Consider the following 19,651-nt stretch of genomic DNA (forward strand, 5'->3'; position numbering starts at 1 on the left):
AACGTAGTGCGCTTGTGTTAGTTGTGCTTACAGTAGCCAGCGTCCACCGCGATCTACCCACTGATTATCGGTGGCAGCGTCAGATGGGTATAAGGGACAGCTCTGAACCGGGGGCGGGCCGGGACATGACGTCGTTGCTTGAAAGGTGCGCGAATGATACTTCATGCGGCCGTGCAGGCGGCGTGCGGCTAGAATTGGCGTCCGCTCACCCCCACCGTTTGCAGGAGTTTGGCCCGTGATAAAGCCCCGTACCCCGCCCGGCATCATGGAATTGCTGCCGCGCGAGCAGATCGCGTTCCAGCGCATGCTGGACGTCATCCGCCGCAACTACGAGCGCTTCGGGTTCCTGCCGGTGGAGACGCCGGTGTTCGAGCTGTCCGACGTGCTGCTGACCAAATCCGGCGGCGAGACCGAGCGGCAGGTGTATTTCGTGCAGTCCACCGGTGCGCTGGCCAATGCCGCGGAGTCGGCCGAAAAGGGCCTGCCGGAGCTGGCGCTGCGCTTCGACCTGACCGTGCCGCTGGCGCGCTACGTGGCCGAGCACGAGCACGCGCTGACCTTCCCGTTCCGCCGTTACCAGATGCAGCGCGTCTACCGCGGCGAGCGCGCCCAGCGCGGCCGTTTCCGCGAGTTCTACCAGTGCGACATCGACGTGATCGGCAAGGACGCGCTGAGCATCCGCTATGACGCCGAGGTGCTGGCGGTGATCCACGCGGTGTTCTCCGAGCTGCGCATCGGCAGGTTCGCCGTGCAGCTGAACAACCGCAGGTTCATGCGCGGCTTCTTCGAGGCGCAGGGCGTGGCCGACCCGCAGCAGCAGGCGCTGGTGCTGCGCGAGGTGGACAAGCTCGACAAGCGCGGCGCCGACTACGTGCGCGAAACCCTGCTGGGGCCTGACTTCGGCCTGCCGGCGGAAGCGGTGGAGCGCATCCTGGCCTTCGTCGAAGTGCGCTCGACCTCGCACGCCGACGCACTGGCGCAGCTCGACGCGGTGCTGGCCGAAGCAGGCGAGGGCGCCAGCGAATCGTTGCGCAGCGGCGCGGCCGAGCTGCGCGAGGTGCTGGAGCTGGTGAAGGCGCTGGGCGTGCCAGAAAACGCATACTGCCTGAACTTCTCCATTGCCCGCGGCCTGGACTATTACACCGGCACCGTCTATGAAACGACGCTGCTGGACCATCCACAGATCGGTTCGATCTGCTCCGGCGGCCGCTACGAAGACCTTGCCAGCCATTACACCAAGAGCAAGCTGCCGGGCGTGGGCATTTCCATCGGCCTGACCCGGTTGTTCTGGCAGCTGCGCGAGGCCGGGCTGATCGACGGCATCGCCGAGAGCAGCGTGCAGGCGATGGTGGCGCTGATGGACGAGGTGGCGATGCCGCACTCGCTGGACATCGCCCGCCGCCTGCGCGCCGGCGGCATCAACACCGAAGTGCAGATGGAGCCGAAGAAGATCGGCAAGCAGTTCCAGTACGCGGCCAAGGCCGGCATCCGCTTCGTGGTGCTGGCCGGCGAGGACGAACTGGCGCGCGGCGTGGTGGCGGTCAAGGACCTGCTGCGCGAACAGCAGTTCGAGGTCGCCCGCGACGAGCTGGCCTCCACGCTGCAGGTCGAATTGGAGCAGGCGCGCGTGATGGCGCGTTGAGCGGAAAATCCGGCGCAATGAAGCAGAAGCCCCGCAGATGCGGTGCTTCTGCTTTTCCGGCCCGGTAATCGGTGGCGCCCGGCCGTTGGTCGAGCGGGTTTGGTGCGGGCCGATGGTGCCGACCAACGGTCGGCACCCACCTGCCAATCGCGACAGCGGGTAGGTCGGGGTTATGCCCCCGACTGGCCTTGGCTTGCCGAAAGGATTGCCGGCAGATACGCATCGCGTCGGGGGCGTAGCCCCGACCTACGGTATCGCGGGGTTTGACATGGTGGCTCGATTGCATCAATGTATTAGCACGCTATTACATTGATGCAGATGAAACCACGTCCAGAATCCGACCGTGAGAAGTCCTCCGATGCCCCGCTGAAGGCGCTGGCGCGTGCATTCGCCGCGCTGGAACGGCCGCAGGACGTGCAGGCATTCCTGCGCGACCTGTGCACGCCCGCCGAGCTGGAGGCGATGGCCGACCGCTGGCGGGTGGTGCCGCTGCTGCGCAAGGGCGTGCCGTACCGCGAGATCCATGACCTGACCGGGGTGAGCGTGACCACCATCGGCCGGGTCGCGCGCTCGCTCGAACACGGTGCCGGCGGTTATGCCGCCGCCATCGAGCGCATCGCCACGCGCAAGACCGAATCCAACTGAGAAACCAACATGAGTGCTTCCACCTCCGCGCCGGCCCGTGACCGGCTGCGCATCGCCATCCAGAAGAGCGGGCGCCTGGCCGACCCAGCGCGCAGCCTGCTGGCCGCCTGCGGGCTGAGCTGGCGGCAGAGCCGCGACAAGCTGTTCTGCTTTGGCGAATCGCTGCCGGTGGACCTGCTGCTGGTGCGTGACGACGACATCCCCGGGCTGATCGCCGACGGCGTCTGCGACCTCGGCGTGGTCGGCCTTAACGAACTGGACGAGCAGGCCAAGGCGCGCCGTCGGATCGGCCTGGCCGATGCCTATCAGCCGCTGCGCGGCCTCGGCTTCGGCCAGTGCCGGTTGATGATCGCCGTACCCGACGAGTGGGAGTGGCAGGGCGTGCAGCAACTGGTCGGCAAGCGTATCGCCACCAGTTACCCGGCCATCCTCGCCGCGTGGCTGAAGGAAAAGAACGTCGATGCGCAGGTGGTGGAACTGTCCGGCTCGGTGGAAATCGCGCCGAAGCTGGGTACTGCCGACCTGATCTGCGACTTGGTTTCCAGCGGTGCCACGTTGGCCGCCAACCAGCTCAGGCCGGTGGAAACCCTGCTCGACAGCGAAGCGGTGCTGGCCGGGCCGGTGCACGAGTTGGACGACGCCCGCGCCGGGCTGATGGCGATGCTGCTGCGCCGCCTCGATGGGTTGACCCGTGCGCAGGACCGCAAGCTGCTGATGTTCTCCGCCGAAGAAGCGCACGTGGACGAACTGGCGCGGTTGCTGCCGGACGCCGAGCCGCTGCTGCGGCTGCCGGGGCAGGGCAGTGCGGTGCGCCTGCAGGCCATGTGCAACGGCGCGCTGAGCTGGCAGCGGCTGGAAGAGCTGGAACGCGCGGGCGCGCAGGAGTTGATGGTGCTGGCGGTGGAGAAGTCGCTGGCATGAACGTCCTGGACTGGAACACGCTGGATGCCGACGCACAGGCGCAAGCCCTGACCCGTCCGGTGCAGGCGGTAGCCGCGCAGACCCGCGAAGCGGTGGCGGCCTTGGTCGAGCAGGTGCGTGGCGTTGGTGACATTGCCTTGCGCGAGATCACCGCCCGTTTCGATGGTGTCACGCTGGAAAAATTCGAGGTGAGCGAAGCCGAGTTCGCCGCCGCCGAACTGGTGGTGCCGGCCGAGCTGCGCATCGCCATGCAGCAGGCGGCCGAGCGCATCGATGCTTACCATCGTGCCGGCATGGCCCGGCCGTACAGCGTGGAAACCGCACCGGGCGTGGTCTGCGAAAAAGTCATCCGCCCGATCGGCCGTGTCGGCCTGTATGTGCCGGCCGGCAGCGCGCCGCTGCCTTCCACCGCGTTGATGCTGGGCGTGCCGGCCAGGCTCGCCGGTTGTCGCGAGGTGGTGCTGTGCACACCGCCGCGCAAGGACGGCAGCGCCGATCCGGCGGTGCTGGTGGCCGCGCGCCTGACCGGGGTGCACAAGGTGTTCAAGATCGGTGGCGCGCAGGCGATCGCAGCGATGGCATGGGGCACCGAAACCGTGCCCTCCTGCGACAAGCTGTTCGGGCCGGGCAACGGCTACGTCACCGAGGCCAAGCAGCAGGTGGCTCAGGCCGGTGCCGCCGCCATCGACATGCCGGCCGGGCCGTCGGAAGTGCTGGTGATTGCCGATGCCGGCGCCGTCCCGGCCTTCGTCGCCGCCGACCTGTTGTCGCAAGCCGAGCACGGCCCGGACTCGCAGGTGATCCTGCTCAGTGACGATGCCGCGCTGATCGCCGCGGTGCAGGCCGAGGTGGAGGCGCAGGTGGTGCGCTTGGCGCGCGAGAATATCGCTCGCAAGGCACTGGACGCCTCGCTACTGCTGAAGGTGGATTCGATCGAACAGGCCTTCGCCATTTCCAACCGTTATGCGCCGGAGCACCTGATCCTCGCGTTGCGCCAACCGCATGACTGGCTGGATCTGGTCGAGGCCGCAGGCTCGGTGTTCATGGGCGACTACACGCCCGAGGCGCTGGGCGACTATTGCTCCGGCACCAACCACGTGCTGCCCACCGCTGGTGCCGCGCGGGCGTACAGCGGTGTCAGCGTCGCCAGTTTCCAGAACCAGATCAGCGTGCAGGCCGCCAGCCGCGAAGGCATCGCCAACATCGGCCCGTGCGCCTTGACTCTTGCGCGCGCCGAGGGCCTGGGCGCGCATGCCAATGCCGTCGCCGTGAGGCTGGGAGTCGCACCATGAGCGGCGTGCTCGAACTGGTACGCGATGACCTGCGCGGCTTCGCTGGTTATTCCTCCGCGCGCAGCGCCAGGCTCGATGGCGAAGTCTGGCTCAATGCCAACGAATCGGCATGGGCCAATCCCGGCGATGTGCAGGCCAGCTGCCGCCGTTATCCCGAGCCGCAACCGCAGGAACTGCGCGAACGCATGGCGGTGCTGTACGGCTGCGCACCGGAACAGCTGCTGATCGGCCGCGGCAGCGACGAGGCCATCGACCTGCTGGTGCGTGCGCTGTGCGTGCCGGGCCGCGACGGCGTGCTTTGCACGCCGCCGGTGTTCGGCATGTACGCGGTAAGCGCGCGCTTGCAGAACGCACCTTTGCTGGAAGTGCCGCTGCGCGATACCGAAGCCGGCCTGGTGCCGGACATCGACGCGATCATTGCCGCCGCCAGGCAAGGCAATGCCAAGCTGGTATTCCTGTGCTCGCCCTCCAACCCCGGTGGTTCGAGCATTCCGTTGGCACAGGTCGAACAGGTGGCCACCGCGCTGCACGGGCAGGCCTTGGTCGTGGTCGATGAAGCCTATGCCGAGTTCGCCGACGAACCTTCGGCGACCACGCTGCTGTCCAGACACGACAACATCGCCGTGCTGCGTACCTTGTCCAAGGCACACGCGCTGGCGGCGGCGCGCATCGGTTGCGTGATCGCCGATGCCGGCCTGATCGCGGTGCTGCGCACCTGCCAGGCGCCGTATCCGATTCCGACGCCATGCTCGACGCTGGCGCTGGAAGGCTTGAGCGACGCGGCGTTGGCGAAAACCCGCGCGCGTATCACCACCGTGCGCAGCGAGCGCGAACGCCTGCGTACCGCGCTTGGGAACCTGCCGAGCGTGCGCCGCGTCCATGCCTCCGACGGCAACTTCCTGCTGGTGCGTTTCGCCGATGCCGAAACCGCGTTCCAGCGCCTGCTGGCTGTTGGCGTGGTGGTGCGCGACCAGCGCGCCGCGCCGCAATTGCACGATGCCTTGCGCATCACCCTCGGTACGCCCGAGCAGAACAACCGCGTCCTCGACGCACTGGCCGCGCTGGAGTCCGCCGCATGACCCCCATCCTGTTCGTCGACCGTGACGGCACCCTGATCGAGGAGCCGGCGGATTTCCAGATCGACGCCTACGAGAAGATCCGCTTCGTCAGGAACGTCATCCCGGCGATGCTCAGGCTGCGCGACGCCGGCTACCAGTTCGTCATCGTCTCCAACCAGGACGGGCTGGGCAGCGAGGGCTATCCGCAGGAGAGCTTCGACGGCCCCAACGACCTGATGCTGCAGATCTTCGCCAGCCAGGGCATCGTCTTCCGCGACGTGCTGATCGACCCGAGCTGGCCGGCCGACAACAGCCCCAACCGCAAGCCGGGCATCGGCATGATGCTGCCGTACCTGCAGGATCGGAACATCGACTGGGTGCGCTCGGCGATGGTCGGCGACCGCCCCACCGACATCCAGTTCGCCGACAACATGAAGATCCGCGGCTTCCAGCTGCGCACCGAGCAGTTCGGCGGGCAGTGGGACTGGGACGCCATCGCCCACGAACTGGCCGATGCGCCGCGCCGCGCCACCGTGCAGCGCGACACCAAGGAAACGCAGATCCGCGTGTTCGTCGATCTGGACAAGCCGGCCGCATCGAAAATCGACACCGGCCTGCCGTTCTTCGACCACATGCTCGACCAGATCGGCCGCCACGGCGGTTTCGCGCTGGAGGTGCAGGCCAGGGGCGATCTGCACATCGACGAACACCACACCATCGAGGACACCGGCCTTGCCTTGGGGCAGGCGCTGCGCGAAGCGCTGGGTGACAAGCGCGGCATCGGCCGCTACGGCTTTACCCTGCCGATGGATGAAACCCTTGCCAGTGCCGCGCTGGATTTCAGCGGGCGTCCTTACTTCGTGTTCGACGGGCAGTTCAAGCGCGAGCGCGTCGGTGACATGCCGACCGAACTGGTGCCGCATTTCTTCCGTTCGCTGTGCGATGCGGCCGGCCTGAACCTCAACCTCAAGGTGGAAGGCGACAACGACCACCACAAGGTCGAAGCCTGCTTCAAGGCGCTGGCGCGGGCGCTGCGCCAGGCCATGCGCCGCGAAGGTACCGAACTGCCTTCGACCAAGGGGGCGTTGTGAGTGCGGTCGGGCTGATCGACGCCGGCGGCGCCAACCTCGGCTCGGTGCGCTATGCGCTGGAACGCTTGGGCGTCGCCGTGCGCATGGTGCGCGAGCCTGCCGCATTGGAAGGCGTGCAGCGGGTGATCCTGCCCGGCGTCGGTGCCGCCGCCGAAGGCATGCGCCGCCTGCACGCGCAGGGGTTGGTGCAGCCATTGCGCGGGTTGCAGCTGCCATTGATGGGCATCTGTCTCGGGATGCAGTTGCTGTTCGAGCGCTCGGAAGAGGGTGAGGTGGAATGCCTCGGCCTGCTGCCGGGCGTCGTGCGTCGCATGCATCCGGCGGTGGGCGTGCGCGTGCCGCACATGGGCTGGAACAAGTTGCTGGCGTTGCGCGAATCGCCGCTGCTTGATGGCGTGCCGCCCGGCGCCAGTGCCTATTTCGTGCACAGCTACGCCGCGCCGGTCACGTCCGACACCGTGGCCGCCTGCCATCACGGCGGCCTGTTCACCGCCGTGGTTCAGCGTGGCCGGCTGTGCGGCGCGCAGTTCCATCCCGAGCGCTCGGCGGGTCCCGGCGCGCGCCTCCTGCGCAACTTCATCGAGAACGATTTTTCATGAACTTCACCGTCTATCCCGCGCTCGACATCCGCAACGGGCAGGTGGTGCGCCTGTTGCAGGGCGACTATGCGCAGCAGACCACCTACGGCGACGACCCGCTGCCGCGCGCACAGGCGTTCGCCGCCGGCGGCGCGCATTGGATGCATCTGGTCGATCTGGACGCGGCCAAGGCCGGTGGCTACACGCTGGCTCCGCTGCTGGGACAGATCGCATCGAACACGTCGCTGAAGGTGCAGACAGGCGGCGGCGTGCGCGGCCGCGATGACGTGGCGCGCATCCTCGATGCCGGCGCAAGCCGCGTGGTGATCGGTTCGCTGGCGGTGCGCCAGCCCGAACAGGTGCTGGCGTGGCTGGACGAATTTGGCGCCGAGCGCCTGACCATCGCGCTGGACACGCGGCAGGGCGCAGACGGCGTATGGTGCCTGCCGGTGCATGGCTGGACCGAAACCGCCGACGTCACCCTGGACGAACTCGCCACCCGCTATGCGCAGACCGGCATGAAGCACCTGCTGTGCACCGACATCGCCCGCGACGGCATGTTGTCCGGCCCCAACATCGACCTGTACGCGCACCTGTCGAAGCTGCTGCCGGGCGTGGCCGTGCAGGCGTCCGGCGGCGTGCGCGACGTGGCCGACGTGGCCGCGGCGAAGGCCGCAGGCTGCGGCGGCGCGGTACTCGGCAAGGCGCTGCTGGAAGGCCGCCTGCAACTGGACGAGGCACTGGCATGTTGAGCCGCCGCATCATTCCCTGCCTCGACGTGCGCGAGGGTCGCGTGGTCAAGGGCGTGCGCTTCCGCGACCACGTGGACATGGGCGACATCACCGAACTGGCGCTGCGCTACCGCGACGAGGGCGCCGACGAGTTGGTGTTCTACGACATTTCCGCCAGCCCGGAAGGACGCTCGGTGGACCGCGGCTGGATCGAGCGCGTGGCGCGGCTGATCGACATCCCGTTCTGCGTGGCCGGTGGCATCCGCGACGTGGAAACCGCGCGTGAAATCCTCCATGCCGGCGCCGACAAGATTTCGATCAACACGCCCGCGCTGGAAAATCCGGCATTGATCGGCGAATTGGCCGATGCCTTCGGCCAGCAATGCGTGGTGGTCGGCATCGACTCCATCCGCGAGCCGGACGGGCAATGGCGGGTGCGCTCCTATACCGGCGACCCCGCAAAAATCCGCGCCGAGGCCCGGCTCACGCTGGATTGGGTGCGCGAGATACAGCAGCGCGGCGCAGGTGAGATCGTGCTCAACTGCATGGACAGCGACGGCGTGCGCAAGGGCTACGACATCGCCCAGCTGCGGCAGGCACGCGCCTTGTGCAAGGTGCCGCTGGTCGCATCCGGCGGGGCGGGCACGCCGCAGCATTTCGCCGACGTGTTCGAGCAGGCCGACGTCGATGGCGCGCTGGCCGCCAGCGTGTTCCATTCCGGCGCCATCGCCATTGCCGACTTGAAGCGCTACCTGCGCGAACAACAGATCGAGGTGCGTGATGTGCAGTGAATTCGACCCGGCCGCGCTGGACTGGGACAAGGTCGGCGGGTTGGTGCCGGCCATCGTGCAGGATGCGGCCACATTGCGCGTGCTGATGCTTGGCTACATGGACCGTGCCGCGCTGGAAAGCACGCTGAAGGGCGGGAAGGTCACGTTCTTCAGCCGCAGCAAGCAGCGGCTGTGGACCAAGGGCGAGACCTCCGGTAACCATCTGGACGTGGTGGACGTGCGCACCGACTGCGATGCCGACACCGTGCTGGTCACCGTGCGCCCGCATGGACCCACCTGCCATACCGGCAGCACCAGCTGCTTCGGCGATGCGCCGGGGCAGTTCCTCGGCGCGCTGGATGCGTTGGTCGAACAGCGCGAGCGTGAGCGCCCGTTGGACAGCTACACCACGCAACTGTTCGAAAAGGGTACGCGCCGCATCGCGCAGAAGGTGGGCGAGGAGGGTGTGGAAGCCGCACTGGCCGGCGTGGCGCAGGGTGACGACGAACTGCTTGGCGAGTCGGCCGACCTGCTGTTCCACCTGATCGTGCTGCTGCGCGCGCGCGGGCTGTCGCTGGCCGATGCGGTGGCGGTGCTGGAGCAGCGACACGCAAAAGCAGTGGAGAAGTCATCCGGTCGGTAGGTCGGGGTTACACCCCCGACGACGCGGTGCGGGAGGCTGAGCGCGCCGGGGGCGTAGCCCCGGCCTACGTTGGCCCAAGCCATCAGCATGGTAGGTCGGGGTTACATCCCCGACGACACGGTGCGGGAGGCGGAGCGCGCTGGGGGCGTAGCCCCGGCCTACCGCGCGATAATGGCGGCCTGTCCGTTCGCCTGACGAGGCTTCCATGCGCCATCCCCTGCTTGCCGGCCTGCTGCTGGCCTGCACACCGTTCGTCGCCACCGCTTCCTGCGTGGAGGGCATGGTGTTCGAGGATGCCAACGGCAACGGCGCGCGCGACGCGGGCGAGAAGCCGCTGCCGGGCATCCGCGTTTCCGATGGCGAGCACATCGCCGTGACCGGCCGCGATGGCCGCTATCGCTTGCCGGATTCCGTGCAGCCCACGGTGTTCGTCATCAAGCCGGCCGCGCATCGCGCCGCGCCGCGCGCCGACGGCCTGCCGGACATCTGGCGCCCGCGCGCCGGTGAAGCCGAAGGCGGGCAATGCCGCCCCTTCGCGCTGGTGCCGCAGCCGGATGCGCCGGCCAGCTTCCAGACGCTGGTGATGGCCGACAGCCAGACCGCCAGCGCGCGGGACGTGGATTATTTCGAGCGCGACATCGTCGCGCCGCTGCGTGGCAACCATGCCGCGCGGCTGGGCATGACCCTGGGCGACATCACCAACGACGATCCCTCGCTGTACCCGCTGCTGGTCAAGGCGGTGACCTCGCTGGGCGTGCCGTGGCTGCATGTGCCGGGCAACCACGATATGGACGTGGGCGCGGCCAGCGATGCCGAGTCGCTGCGCAGCTACCACCGCCAGCTCGGCCCGGACACGTATGCGTGGGAAGAACCATCGATGGTGTTCATCGGGCTGGACGACATCGTCGCCCAACCAGGGCGCAGGCCGGCCTATGTCGGTGGCCTGCGCGAGGACCAGTTCGCTTTCCTCGAACGCTATTTGCCGACGGTCCCCAGCGACAAGCTGGTGGTGCTGGGCATCCACATCCCGCTGTTCGACCGCGACTTCCGCGCTGAAGACCGCGCGCGCCTGTTCGCCCTGCTGGAAAAGGTTGAACACCCGTTGGTCCTCAGCGGCCACACCCACAACCAGAGCCAGCGCTTCTGGAATGCCGCGCAGGGTTGGAACGGCGCAAAACCGCTGCACGAATACAACGTCGGCGCGGCCTGCGGCGCGTTCTGGTCGGGGGTGAAGGACGCACAGGGCATTCCCGACAGCACCATGTCCGATGGCACGCCCAACGGCTACGGCCTGCTGAACGTGCAGCCGCAGGGCCGCTACAGCGTGGAATACCGCGTCGCCCGCGCGCCGGCCGACGAGCAGATCGCGCTGCATGCGCCGAAAGTCCTGCGCCGTGGCGCGTACCCGGCGTGGGGCGTATATGCCAACGTGTTCATGGGCTACGACGGCCTGCCGGTGGAGTTCCGCGTGGACGCGGGCGAGTGGCAGCCGATGAAGCGCGTCGAACAGTCCGACCCGCGGCTGCTGGTGGAAAACGTGGCCGACGACCTGAGCGATGGCCTGCGCGGCTACGACCGCTCGCCCGAAGCCCGGCCCTCCACCCACCTGTGGCGCGCGGCGCTGCCCACCAGGCTGGAAGCGGGCGAGCACACCGTGGAAGTACGCGCCACGTTCGACGGCCGCGAATACCGCAGCCGCACCGTTTACCGCCTGCAGGACGCGCAGCCCTGAGCATCCGGCTCAGGGCTGCTTGCGGGCCAGCCGTTCGTGCACCTCGCGCAGGCCGATCAACGCGGCGCTGCCGTAATAGGCGTGGTATTCGGCCACCATCTCGCCGTTGACCAGCACCGGATCGGTCGCGGCGAGCTGCCGCGCCTCGTCGATGTCGGCCACGGCGAAGACGAACAGCCCGCGCCAGCCGTCCACGCCGTCCAGCGGCCCGGCCAGCACCAGCTTGCCCTCGTCGGACAGGCGCTGCATGTTGGCGAAGTGGCCGCGGAACATCGCCTCGCGCTCCGGCCCGGCCGGCATCGTGTTCGGCCCGGTTTTCAGGATGACCAGCACATAGGCGCGCATGCCGTATTCGTCGGCCCCGTACTTCGTGGCCAGCGCCTCGTCGTAGGTCGGGGCCTGCTGCGCGGCGACGGGCGGGGCGAGCACCAGCAAGGCGGCAAGGGCGCCGGCAAGCTTGAAGGACATGCGCGTTCTCCCGGAGGGCGTGCGGGCATCGTACATGCGCGCCGGCTGGCGGGTGCGCCGGCGCCGGTGCTATCGCGACTTGCGGTTGTCCGGGCCCGGGTCGCGGTGAAGCGACGGCTGCCGCCGCGGGGCATGGGTGAAGGGATAGGGCACCGGCGGGCTTGCCGGCAAGCCGGAGCGCCAGCGTGCCAGTACCGGGGCGATCGCCTTGCCGGCGAAGAACTGCGGCTGCGAGGGCAGCTCGCCTTCTTCCACCTCCCGCTGCCGCACCGTGGCGCTGGCCGCCTTGAAGGCGCTGGCGAAGTCGTTGGTGGCGTTCAGCGCCTCGACCAGGAACGCGCGGCCGAACCAGGTGGCGCTGTCGGTATGGCCGCAGCCGAACGACGGGCGATCCCTGCGCGCGGCGGTGATGACCATGCGGTTGGGCGCTTTCAATACCGGCACGAAGCCACCCGAGTAGCAGGCCGACACCACGATCACCGCGTTGCCGATCCCGGCTTCCTCCAGCAACTGCGCGAGGTCCTCCGGCGCGAGGTAGTCCTCCTGGTCCGGTCCGGTGTGCAGGTAGACGCTGTTGTCGTCCAGCCCGTGGCTGCTCAGGTACAGGAACAGCACGTCCTCGCGCGGGTCCAGCGTCTGCCCCAGCACGTCCAGCGCGTAGCCGATGCTTTCATACGTGGCCAGTGGCGCGACGGGCTCGCCGGGCAGCACATTTGGTTGGTTGACCAGCGCCAGCATGCGGTCCCGGGAATCCCAGCGTTGCGCCGACAACTGCCGCAGGTAGGCCACCTCGTTGCGGAACACGTCCTCGTCGGCGTCGCCGGCCACGCCCAGCACGTACATGTCGGTCACGCCCGGCCGCTGCGGTGGCAGGCGCTCCAGCGCGGCGTCGAGCAGGGCCAGTTGCGCGCCTTCCAGCCTTGGCGTGGTCGGCTCCCATGCATCGGGTCCGGGCGTCTGCGCCAGCGCCGGCCAGACGCAGAAGAACAGCGCCAGAACGGGTGCCAGCGCCTTCGGGTGTCGGGCATGGCGCGTCGTGGCGGAGGCTGCGCGAGTCATCGGGTACGGGCACGAGGGAGGGCGGGGCGATTCTAGCGTGGCCGTTCGCGGTCGATCCGTCGGTCAGTGGCCGGCCGGGACGCCTGCCTGCGCGGCCTGCTCCGGCAACGGCTTCGCCAGATGCACGACGTCGCCCCCTTCCATGCCGGCGATGTGCTCGAAACCTTCGCTCAGGTACAGGCGGATGTTCTGCGCGCTGCGGGCGCCGGTCTCCAGCGTCGCCCGGGTGCACGCCGGCCCGGCCTTGCCTTCCACGAGCCTCAGCAGCCAGCGCCCGAGGCCGCTTCCGCGCATGTGCGGCGCCACGGCCAGGCGGCCGATGTTCCATGCGTCGCCCTCGCGCCGGGCGCGGACCATGCCGAGCAGCTTGCCGTCGCGCCACAGCCCGAGCGCGGTCCATTGCCCGAGCCAGTTGCGCACGTCGTCGAGGCCTTCGTGCAGGGCCGGGATGTCCAGGGTCTGGTTGGCAAGGGCCTCGTCCACCCAGCAGCAACGTTGCAGGACGATGACGTCTGCCGCATCTGCCGGCGTCAGGCGCCGGGCATGGGAGCCGGCGACCGGCCCCGCCTGCGTCGAACCATCCAAGGGCTCGCGCATGGGCCGCAGCGCGTGCCCCAGCCTGACGACCTCACCCAGGAGCCGGGCCGCGAGGCCATCCAGGCGCTCGTCCTGCCGTACCTGTCCCTCCACGATGCCGTCGCCGATGCGGAGGGACACCGTCGCGCCGGTCGGGACCAGCCGGAGCGCGGACACGACCTGCTTTGCGTGCTGCACCGACCGCGTGCCGGCGGAGGTATGCCCGTAGCTGACGAAGCCGGCCGGTTTCCACGCCCATTCGCGGCCGAGGTAGTCGAGCGCGTTCTTCAGGACGGCGGGCATGCCGTGGTTGTATTCGGGCGTGACGAAGACGAAGCCATCGACGCCGTCGACCAGCGCGCTCCAGGCCAGCGAATGCGGCTGCCGGTAGACGCCGGACGCGGGATGCTCGGGTTCGTCCAGGAACGGCAGGTCGAGGTCGGCCAGCGAGACGGGCACCAGTTCGACGTCCAGCGTCTGCGCGTGTGGCGCGGCCGCGCGGATGAACCAGTCTGCGACCGCGGGGGCCAGCGCGCCGGGGCGGGTGCTGCAGGCGAGCACCATGATGCGGGGTTTGTTCGTTGACATGTAATCGAGATTGGGGGATATTCGATTACATGTCAACGAAAAAGAAGACGGCCACCTCGGGCTGGCTCGACGGCGACGAGGAAAGCGCCTGGCGTGCCTTCCGGCGCATGACGGTCGGCGTGCGCGCGCGGATCGGCCAGGCCCTCGCCGCCACCGGGCTGTCCGAAGCGGACTACGAGGTGCTCAGCACGCTGGTCGAGCGCCCGGACACGACCAGCCCCCTGCACCTGCAGGCCACCAAGATGGGCTGGTCGCGCAGCCGGCTCTCGCGGCATGCCTCGCGCATGGAGGAGCGGGGGCTCATCGAGCGCGCGCCCGATCCCGAGGACGGCCGTGGTTGCCTGCTGGTCCTGACCCGTGCGGGCCGGGACGTGCTGCGTGCGGCGACGCCGCGGCACCTGGAGTCCGTCCGCCACCATTTCGCCGACCTGCTCGATGCCGACGACCTGCGCGACCTCAAGCGGATCGCGGGGAAACTCTGCGCGGGCGGCTCAGCCGCGCCGCAGCCAGAAATAGATCGGCAGCCCGGCCACGATCAGTCCGGCACCCCATAGCAGCGCCTCGGCGCCGATCCCGCCCAGCGCGTAGAGACTGAAGGCCAATGCGCCGGCGGCAGCCAGCCGCGAGGCGGTGCCGCTGCCGCGCCACAGCCATGCGGCGGCACCGGCGAGGTAGGGCAGCAGGGTGGCGGCGGTGGACAGCAGCACCGAGAACTTGAACAGGTCCACCAGCGAGCGGTTGTAGTTGCTGATCACCAGCACGGTGGCGAGCAGGCAACTGACGAGGATGCCGAAGGCCGGGGCGCCACGCCGGTTCTCTTTGGCGAAGGCGCGCGGCAGCACGCCGTCGCGGGCGGCGGCCATCGGCAGCTGCGCCGACAGCAGCGTCCAGCCGTTGAGCGCGCCGATGCAGGAAACGGCCATCACCGCCGCCAGCAGCATGCCGGCGCCGGGTCCCCACAGCGCGGCCGCGGCGTCGGCCATCGGCGCGGCCGAGGCCGCCAGCACGTCGGCCGGCAACAGGCCCAGCACGGTGGTGCAGGCCAGTACGGTGGCGACGCCGGCGATGGCGGTGCCGGCGACGGTGGCGCGTGCCACGGTGCGCGGCGCATCGTCGACCGACTCGGCCGGCACGGTGGCCGCCTCCAGCCCTATCATCGCCCACAGCGTCAGCGCCACGGTGGCGCCGGCCACGCTGCCCAGCGGCTCGCCGCTGGGATTGAATGGCACGTAGTGGCGGGCATCGACGAACCACAGCGCCACCAGCCCGAACAGCAGCAGCGGCACCACCTTCAGCACCGTGGTCAGCAGTTGCAGGCGCCCGGCCTCGCGCACGCCGAGCAGGTTGACGCCGGCGCACAGCCACAGCGCGACCAGCCCGCAGCCGGCCGCGCGCACCGGGGTGGCGGTCAACGTGGGGAACAGCGCGCCGATGCTGCCGGTGAAGGCAACGGCAATCGCGGCGATGGCGCACCACATCGAGATCCAGTAGCTCCACGCCACCATGAAGCCGGGCAGCTCGCCGAAGGCGTTGCGGGCGAACACGTAGGGGCCGCCGGTCTGCGGCCAGCGCCGCGCCAGCCGCGCGAAGGTGACGGCCAGCAGCAACGCGCCGCACAGGGTGATGCCCCAGCCGACCAGCGTGGCGGCGCCATAGGGCGCCAACGTCGCCGGCAGCAGGAAGGTGCCCGAGCCGATCATGCTGCCCACGACCAGGGCGGTGGCGGACCAGAAGCCCAGCGGGCGGCGGGAGGTAGTCATCGAATGCGGCAACGGCAAGGGCCGGATCGCGCGGGCCACGCAGGCGGCGGATCAGGCGGGAACGGGCATCCACCTGATGGCGGGGTGGGGCGGGCCGCGGATTATGACGGTTTGCCGACGGCGCGGCGACGGCAATGACCTTTGGCCCTTCCGCGGCCACGCCGGCGCATGGACGCTGCCGGTTTCATTCCCTCGCTGGATTCCCCATGACGCTGCGTCCGCTGGCATTGTCCGTTTCCCTCTCGCTGGCCACGGTGCTGGCCGCCTGCTCGCCTTCCCCGTCGCCGGCCGGCGACACCGCCGCGCAGCTGGCGCCGGCCGAAAAGGCCGCGCAGTTGAACCAGCTGTATGCCGACTACTGGGAAGGCGTGCTCAAGCTCAACCCGCTGCAGGCCACCTTCCAGGGCGACGACCGCTACAACGACCAGCTGCCGGACATGGGCTCGGCCGAATACCGCAAACAGGTCCACGACTTCACCGCCGAATGGCTGGACAAGGCACGGAAGATCGGAGACGCCGGGCTGGCCGGGCAGGACCTGCTCAGCTACCGCATCTTCGTCGAGGAACAGCAGCAGTCGCTGGAGGGCGAGAAGTTCCCCGGCTGGATGCTGCCGGTCAACCAGATGGGCTCGACCGTGAGCTATGCGGTGATGCTGGGCTCGGGCCAGGTGGCGCAGCCGTTCAAGACGGTGAAGGACTACGACAACTGGCTGGCGCGCGCCGCGCGCATCCCGGTGCTGCTGGATACCGAGATCGCCAACATGCGCGAAGGCATCAAGGCCGGCGTGGTGCAGCCGCGCGTGCTGATGGAAAAGGTGGTGCCGCAGTTCGACGCGCTGATCGCGGCCAAGGCCGAGGACAGCCAGTTCTGGGGCCCGATCACGCTGATGCCGGCCGATTTCCCGGCCGCCGACAAGGAGCGCCTGACCGTCGCCTACCGCGAGCTGGTCGAGGGGCAGCTGATGCCGGCGATCAGGAAGCAGCGCGACTTCATCGCCAACGAATACCTGCCGGCCACCCGCGACACGGTGGGCCTGGACGCGCTGCCCGACGGCAAGGCGTGGTATGCCTTCAGCGCCAAACAGATGACCACCACCGAGCAGACCCCGGAGCAGATCCACGCCATCGGCCTGAAGGAGGTCGAGCGCATCCACGGCGAGATGCACGCGGTGATGGAGCAGGTGGGCTTCAAGGGCTCGCTGCAGGACTTCTTCACCTTCATGCAGCATGACAAGCAGTTCGAGTTCACGTCGGAAGATGCGCTGCTGGCGCATTACCGCGGGCTGGAGGCGAAGATCGAGGCCAACATCCCCAAGTTGTTCTCGCTGACCCCGAAGGCCGGTTTCGAGATCCGCCCGATCGAGGCGTTCCGCGCCGAATCGGCGGCTGGCGGTGAATACATGCAGCCCAGCGAGGACGGCAGCCGCCCGGGCATCTTCTACGTCAACACCTTCGACCTGCCGACCCGGAAGACGTGGGACGCCGAGGACCTGTTCCTGCACGAAGCCATCCCCGGCCACCACTTCCAGCTGGCGTTGCAGCAGGAGCTGCAGGGCGTGCCGGCGTTCCGCCGCTTCGGCGGGCAGACCGCCTTCATCGAGGGCTGGGGCCTGTATGCCGAGAGCCTGGGCAAGGACCTGGGCGTCTACACCGACCCGTACAGCTACTTCGGCCGCCTGCAGGGCGAGCTGTGGCGCGCGGTGCGGCTGGTGGTCGATACCGGCCTGCATTCGAAGGGCTGGAGCCGCCAGCAGGTGCTGGACTACATGTTCGCCAACTCCTCGGTCAGCGAGCCCGACGCCATCGCCGAGGCCGAGCGCTACATCGCCTGGCCAGGGCAGGCGCTGGCCTACAAGACCGGCGAGCTGAAGATCCAGGAACTGCGCAGGCGCGCCGAGCAGAAGCTGGGCGACAGGTTCGACATCCGCGAATTCCATGCCGAAGTGCTGAAGGACGGCTCGGTGCCGCTGGACGTGCTGGACGGAAAGATCGAACGCTGGATCGAAGGCAAGGGCGCATAACGGCCCGCGCTTCCCCCGCCGGCACGGGCCCGTTCCGTGCCGGCTTTCCCCCGATGGTTTCCCGCCGGGTTTCGACATGCGCCGGTGACCGGCGCGGCTGCGGTTTGCATTGATGATCGTATCGATATTGCTGTTCCCGCTGCTGCTGGCCTTCTGGCTGTGGTGGCCGGTGGCGGCGCTTGGCCGCAAGCGCCGCTGGTATGCAGGGCTGACCTTCGCGCTGGGCTTGCTGCAGCCGTTGCTGGGCTGGCTGTGGCGCCGACAGGCGTTCGGCGACGTCGCCAACGCATGGGTGCAGCTGCTGTTCGGCTGGGTGATGGTGGCCTTCGCGCTGGCACTGGTGTTCGTGCTGCTGCGCGACCTGCTGTGGCTGCCGCTGCGCCTGTCGCGCCGTGCTGGACGACTGCGCGCTTTCCTGCACGGGGCGCGGTTGCACCACGTCGCGGTACCGCTGGTGCTGTTGCTGGCGACGCTGGGCACGTACAACGGCCTCAAGCCGCCGAAGGTCCACGAGCGGGAGGTCGTGCTGTCGTCGCTGCCGGTGGAACTGGACGGGCTGCGCGTGGCGGTACTGGCCGACCTGCACGCCAGCCCGGTCAAGGGCGCATGGCGTACCCGGCGCATCGTCGACGACGTGCTGGCGACGAAACCCGACCTGATCGTGTTGCCGGGCGACATGGTGGACGGGCAGGTCGCGGGCAACGCCGCCAATGTCGCCGCCCTGGCCGAACTGCATGCGCCGCATGGCGTGTGGGTCGCGCCCGGCAACCACGAGTATTACAGCAACTACACCGCGTGGATGGCGCACTTCCGGCAGCTGGGTCTGGGGGTGCTGGAAAACGAGACGGTCAAGCTTGCGATCGGTGGCCGCACGCTGGCCGTGTCCGGCGTGGGTGATCCGGCCTTCTACAGGAATCCCGGGCTCGTGCAGGGCGGCGGCATCGCGCCGGACATCCCGCGCGTGGTCGGGCAAGCACGGGGCAGCGATTTCCACCTGCTGCTGGCGCACCAACCCAAGCTGGCGCGCGAAGCCGCCGCCACCGGCGCGGTGGATCTGCAGATTTCGGGGCATACCCACGGTGGCCACATCATCGGCATGGACCGCTGGCTGGTGGCACCGTTCAACGACGGCTTCGTGCGCGGCGACTACCGCGTCGGCGGCATGACCCTGTTCGTCAGCGCCGGCGTGGGCCAGTGGGATGGGTTCAACGCGCGGCTGGGCGTGCCGTCGAGCATCGACGTGCTGGTGCTGCGCAGCGTACGTCGGCGGTAGCGCCCGACCGTTGGTCGGGCGGGGGCGTCACCGCGCAGTGCCGACCAACGGTCGGCACCTGCCGGGTTCACGGCGCGATCTGGCTGAAATCCTCCACGCGCGCGTGGCCGTGGGTGGCATCGCCGATGCGCGGCGTCGGGTAGTCGCTGATGCGGTCCAGCAGCACCGTGCGCAGTCCGGCTTCGCGGGCCGCGTCCAGCTCTTCCACCACGTCGGACAGGAACAGGATGTCGCCGGGGGCGATGCCGATGGCCCCGGCGATGCGGGTGTAGCTGGCCGCTTCGCGCTTGCCGCCGATCTCGGTGTCGAAGTTGCCGGAGAACAGGCCGTTGAGGTCGCCTGCGTCGCTGAAGCCGAAGAACAGCTTCTGTGCCGGCACCGAGCCGGAGGAATACACGTACAGCGGCAGGCCGGCCGCATGCCAGCCGCGCAGCACGCCGGCCACTTCCGGGTACAGGTGCGCGGTGTAGTCGCCGTTGCGGTAGCCGACGTCCCAGATCATGCCCTGCAACGCCTTGAGCGCGGTGTGCTTGCGGTCCTGGTCGATCCAGCCCTGCAGGGTTTCGACGATGACCTCGTCCTGGCAGGCGCTGGCGGCGATCTCGGTGGCCACCGCGTCCAGCCAGCGGCGCACTTCCGGTTCCTTGCCATGCAGGCGCACGAAGCCGGGCAGGGCGTCGCGGGCGTAGGGGAACAGTACTTCCTTGACGAAGGAGATGCTGGAGGTGGTGCCTTCGATGTCGGTGAGGATGGCGCGGATGGTCATGCGAGGAGTCCAGTTCCTTCCCCCTGCGGGGGAAGGT

Annotated in this window: 19 protein-coding genes; 14 read left to right on the top strand and 5 right to left on the bottom strand. The window is 68.9% G+C overall.

What is annotated here, in order from left to right:
• Nucleotides 1-235: 235 nt before the first annotated feature.
• The 11 genes from hisS to ABB34_RS13105 all read left to right on the top strand — a co-directional run bounded on the left by hisS (nucleotide 236) and on the right by ABB34_RS13105 (nucleotide 11,103).
• Nucleotides 236-1,642, top strand: a complete 1,407-nt coding sequence (hisS, locus tag ABB34_RS13055; RefSeq protein WP_057641764.1) for a histidine--tRNA ligase — start codon at nucleotides 236-238, stop codon at nucleotides 1,640-1,642.
• Between the two features lie 318 nt (nucleotides 1,643-1,960).
• Complete coding sequence (locus tag ABB34_RS13060; protein WP_057641783.1) at nucleotides 1,961-2,287, top strand: YerC/YecD family TrpR-related protein; 327 nt, start codon at nucleotides 1,961-1,963, stop codon at nucleotides 2,285-2,287.
• A 9-nt stretch (nucleotides 2,288-2,296) separates the two neighbouring features.
• Nucleotides 2,297-3,208 carry an ATP phosphoribosyltransferase gene (hisG, locus tag ABB34_RS13065; RefSeq protein WP_057641765.1) on the top strand — a complete coding sequence of 304 codons (912 nt, stop codon included), beginning with the start codon at nucleotides 2,297-2,299 and terminating at the stop codon, nucleotides 3,206-3,208.
• Nucleotides 3,205-4,500, top strand: coding sequence for a histidinol dehydrogenase (gene hisD / locus ABB34_RS13070; protein ID WP_057641766.1), 1,296 nt, complete (start codon nucleotides 3,205-3,207; stop codon nucleotides 4,498-4,500). The genes hisG and hisD overlap by 4 nt, the downstream gene beginning before the upstream one ends.
• Nucleotides 4,497-5,579, top strand: coding sequence for a histidinol-phosphate transaminase (gene hisC, locus ABB34_RS13075; protein WP_057641767.1), 1,083 nt, complete (start codon nucleotides 4,497-4,499; stop codon nucleotides 5,577-5,579). The genes hisD and hisC overlap by 4 nt, the downstream gene beginning before the upstream one ends.
• Nucleotides 5,576-6,649, top strand: coding sequence for a bifunctional histidinol-phosphatase/imidazoleglycerol-phosphate dehydratase HisB (gene hisB / locus ABB34_RS13080; RefSeq protein ID WP_057641768.1), 1,074 nt, complete (start codon nucleotides 5,576-5,578; stop codon nucleotides 6,647-6,649). Before hisC ends, hisB begins: the two co-directional genes overlap by 4 nt.
• Complete coding sequence (gene hisH / locus ABB34_RS13085) at nucleotides 6,646-7,248, top strand: imidazole glycerol phosphate synthase subunit HisH (RefSeq protein ID WP_057641769.1); 603 nt, start codon at nucleotides 6,646-6,648, stop codon at nucleotides 7,246-7,248. Before hisB ends, hisH begins: the two co-directional genes overlap by 4 nt.
• A complete protein-coding gene (gene hisA, locus ABB34_RS13090) occupies nucleotides 7,245-7,979 on the top strand; it encodes a 1-(5-phosphoribosyl)-5-[(5-phosphoribosylamino)methylideneamino]imidazole-4-carboxamide isomerase (protein ID WP_057641770.1) in 735 nt (244 codons plus the stop codon). Before hisH ends, hisA begins: the two co-directional genes overlap by 4 nt.
• Entirely contained in the window at nucleotides 7,973-8,749 is a 777-nt protein-coding gene (gene hisF, locus ABB34_RS13095) for an imidazole glycerol phosphate synthase subunit HisF (protein ID WP_057641771.1), read from the top strand. The genes hisA and hisF overlap by 7 nt, the downstream gene beginning before the upstream one ends.
• Nucleotides 8,739-9,371, top strand: a complete 633-nt coding sequence (gene hisIE, locus ABB34_RS13100; RefSeq protein WP_057641772.1) for a bifunctional phosphoribosyl-AMP cyclohydrolase/phosphoribosyl-ATP diphosphatase HisIE — start codon at nucleotides 8,739-8,741, stop codon at nucleotides 9,369-9,371. The genes hisF and hisIE overlap by 11 nt, the downstream gene beginning before the upstream one ends.
• Nucleotides 9,372-9,576: 205 nt before the next feature.
• Nucleotides 9,577-11,103, top strand: a complete 1,527-nt coding sequence (locus ABB34_RS13105; protein WP_057641773.1) for a calcineurin-like phosphoesterase C-terminal domain-containing protein — start codon at nucleotides 9,577-9,579, stop codon at nucleotides 11,101-11,103.
• Nucleotides 11,104-11,112: 9 nt separating this feature from the next.
• Here the strand turns inward: ABB34_RS13105 and ABB34_RS13110 are convergent, their stop codons facing one another.
• The 3 genes from ABB34_RS13110 to ABB34_RS13120 all read right to left on the bottom strand — a co-directional run bounded on the left by ABB34_RS13110 (nucleotide 11,113) and on the right by ABB34_RS13120 (nucleotide 13,794).
• Nucleotides 11,113-11,571: a YciI family protein gene (locus ABB34_RS13110; protein ID WP_057641774.1), complete on the bottom strand. Its 459-nt coding sequence runs from the start codon at nucleotides 11,569-11,571 to the stop codon at nucleotides 11,113-11,115.
• A gap of 69 nt (nucleotides 11,572-11,640) precedes the next feature.
• Nucleotides 11,641-12,630, bottom strand: coding sequence for a C13 family peptidase (locus tag ABB34_RS13115; RefSeq protein WP_057641775.1), 990 nt, complete (start codon nucleotides 12,628-12,630; stop codon nucleotides 11,641-11,643).
• A gap of 63 nt (nucleotides 12,631-12,693) precedes the next feature.
• A complete protein-coding gene (locus ABB34_RS13120) occupies nucleotides 12,694-13,794 on the bottom strand; it encodes a bifunctional NAD(P)H-dependent oxidoreductase/GNAT family N-acetyltransferase (protein ID WP_057641776.1) in 1,101 nt (366 codons plus the stop codon).
• Between the two features lie 29 nt (nucleotides 13,795-13,823).
• On the opposite strand from ABB34_RS13120, the gene ABB34_RS13125 reads away from it, so the two are divergent.
• Nucleotides 13,824-14,348 (top strand): MarR family winged helix-turn-helix transcriptional regulator, encoded by a 525-nt coding sequence (locus tag ABB34_RS13125; RefSeq protein ID WP_057641777.1) that lies wholly within the window; start codon nucleotides 13,824-13,826, stop codon nucleotides 14,346-14,348.
• Here ABB34_RS13125 and ABB34_RS13130 read toward each other — a convergent pair.
• Nucleotides 14,286-15,554 carry an amino acid permease gene (locus ABB34_RS13130; protein ID WP_057641778.1) on the bottom strand — a complete coding sequence of 423 codons (1,269 nt, stop codon included), beginning with the start codon at nucleotides 15,552-15,554 and terminating at the stop codon, nucleotides 14,286-14,288. The genes ABB34_RS13125 and ABB34_RS13130 overlap by 63 nt on opposite strands.
• 206 nt (nucleotides 15,555-15,760) lie before the next feature.
• Between ABB34_RS13130 and ABB34_RS13135 the strand changes: the two genes are divergently transcribed.
• The gene (locus ABB34_RS13135; protein WP_057641779.1) at nucleotides 15,761-17,575 is read left to right on the top strand and encodes a DUF885 domain-containing protein; all 1,815 of its coding nucleotides are present in this window, start codon (nucleotides 15,761-15,763) and stop codon (nucleotides 17,573-17,575) included.
• A 112-nt stretch (nucleotides 17,576-17,687) separates the two neighbouring features.
• A complete protein-coding gene (locus tag ABB34_RS13140; RefSeq protein WP_211258211.1) occupies nucleotides 17,688-18,848 on the top strand; it encodes a metallophosphoesterase in 1,161 nt (386 codons plus the stop codon).
• A gap of 67 nt (nucleotides 18,849-18,915) precedes the next feature.
• Here the strand turns inward: ABB34_RS13140 and mtnC are convergent, their stop codons facing one another.
• Nucleotides 18,916-19,614 (bottom strand): acireductone synthase, encoded by a 699-nt coding sequence (gene mtnC / locus ABB34_RS13145; RefSeq protein ID WP_057641781.1) that lies wholly within the window; start codon nucleotides 19,612-19,614, stop codon nucleotides 18,916-18,918.
• Between the last annotated feature and the right edge of the window lie 37 nt (nucleotides 19,615-19,651).

The sequence above is a fragment of the Stenotrophomonas daejeonensis genome (genome assembly GCF_001431505.1).
Lineage (GTDB): Bacteria > Pseudomonadota > Gammaproteobacteria > Xanthomonadales > Xanthomonadaceae > Stenotrophomonas > Stenotrophomonas daejeonensis.

What these genes read in the sequence shown, in the direction of transcription:
- ABB34_RS13060 (WP_057641783.1), top strand. Translation starts at nt 1,961, where the DNA reads ATGAAACCACGTCCAGAATCCGACCGTGAGAAGTCCTCCGATGCCCCG.
- hisG (WP_057641765.1), top strand. Translation starts at nt 2,297, where the DNA reads ATGAGTGCTTCCACCTCCGCGCCGGCCCGTGACCGGCTGCGCATCGCC.
- hisD (WP_057641766.1), top strand. Translation starts at nt 3,205, where the DNA reads ATGAACGTCCTGGACTGGAACACGCTGGATGCCGACGCACAGGCGCAA.
- hisC (WP_057641767.1), top strand. Translation starts at nt 4,497, where the DNA reads ATGAGCGGCGTGCTCGAACTGGTACGCGATGACCTGCGCGGCTTCGCT.
- hisB (WP_057641768.1), top strand. Translation starts at nt 5,576, where the DNA reads ATGACCCCCATCCTGTTCGTCGACCGTGACGGCACCCTGATCGAGGAG.
- hisA (WP_057641770.1), top strand. Translation starts at nt 7,245, where the DNA reads ATGAACTTCACCGTCTATCCCGCGCTCGACATCCGCAACGGGCAGGTG.
- hisF (WP_057641771.1), top strand. Translation starts at nt 7,973, where the DNA reads ATGTTGAGCCGCCGCATCATTCCCTGCCTCGACGTGCGCGAGGGTCGC.
- hisIE (WP_057641772.1), top strand. Translation starts at nt 8,739, where the DNA reads ATGTGCAGTGAATTCGACCCGGCCGCGCTGGACTGGGACAAGGTCGGC.
- ABB34_RS13105 (WP_057641773.1), top strand. Translation starts at nt 9,577, where the DNA reads ATGCGCCATCCCCTGCTTGCCGGCCTGCTGCTGGCCTGCACACCGTTC.
- ABB34_RS13110 (WP_057641774.1), bottom strand. Translation starts at nt 11,571, where the DNA reads ATGTCCTTCAAGCTTGCCGGCGCCCTTGCCGCCTTGCTGGTGCTCGCC.
- ABB34_RS13115 (WP_057641775.1), bottom strand. Translation starts at nt 12,630, where the DNA reads ATGACTCGCGCAGCCTCCGCCACGACGCGCCATGCCCGACACCCGAAG.
- ABB34_RS13120 (WP_057641776.1), bottom strand. Translation starts at nt 13,794, where the DNA reads ATGTCAACGAACAAACCCCGCATCATGGTGCTCGCCTGCAGCACCCGC.
- ABB34_RS13125 (WP_057641777.1), top strand. Translation starts at nt 13,824, where the DNA reads ATGTCAACGAAAAAGAAGACGGCCACCTCGGGCTGGCTCGACGGCGAC.
- ABB34_RS13130 (WP_057641778.1), bottom strand. Translation starts at nt 15,554, where the DNA reads ATGACTACCTCCCGCCGCCCGCTGGGCTTCTGGTCCGCCACCGCCCTG.
- ABB34_RS13135 (WP_057641779.1), top strand. Translation starts at nt 15,761, where the DNA reads ATGACGCTGCGTCCGCTGGCATTGTCCGTTTCCCTCTCGCTGGCCACG.
- ABB34_RS13140 (WP_211258211.1), top strand. Translation starts at nt 17,688, where the DNA reads ATGATCGTATCGATATTGCTGTTCCCGCTGCTGCTGGCCTTCTGGCTG.
- mtnC (WP_057641781.1), bottom strand. Translation starts at nt 19,614, where the DNA reads ATGACCATCCGCGCCATCCTCACCGACATCGAAGGCACCACCTCCAGC.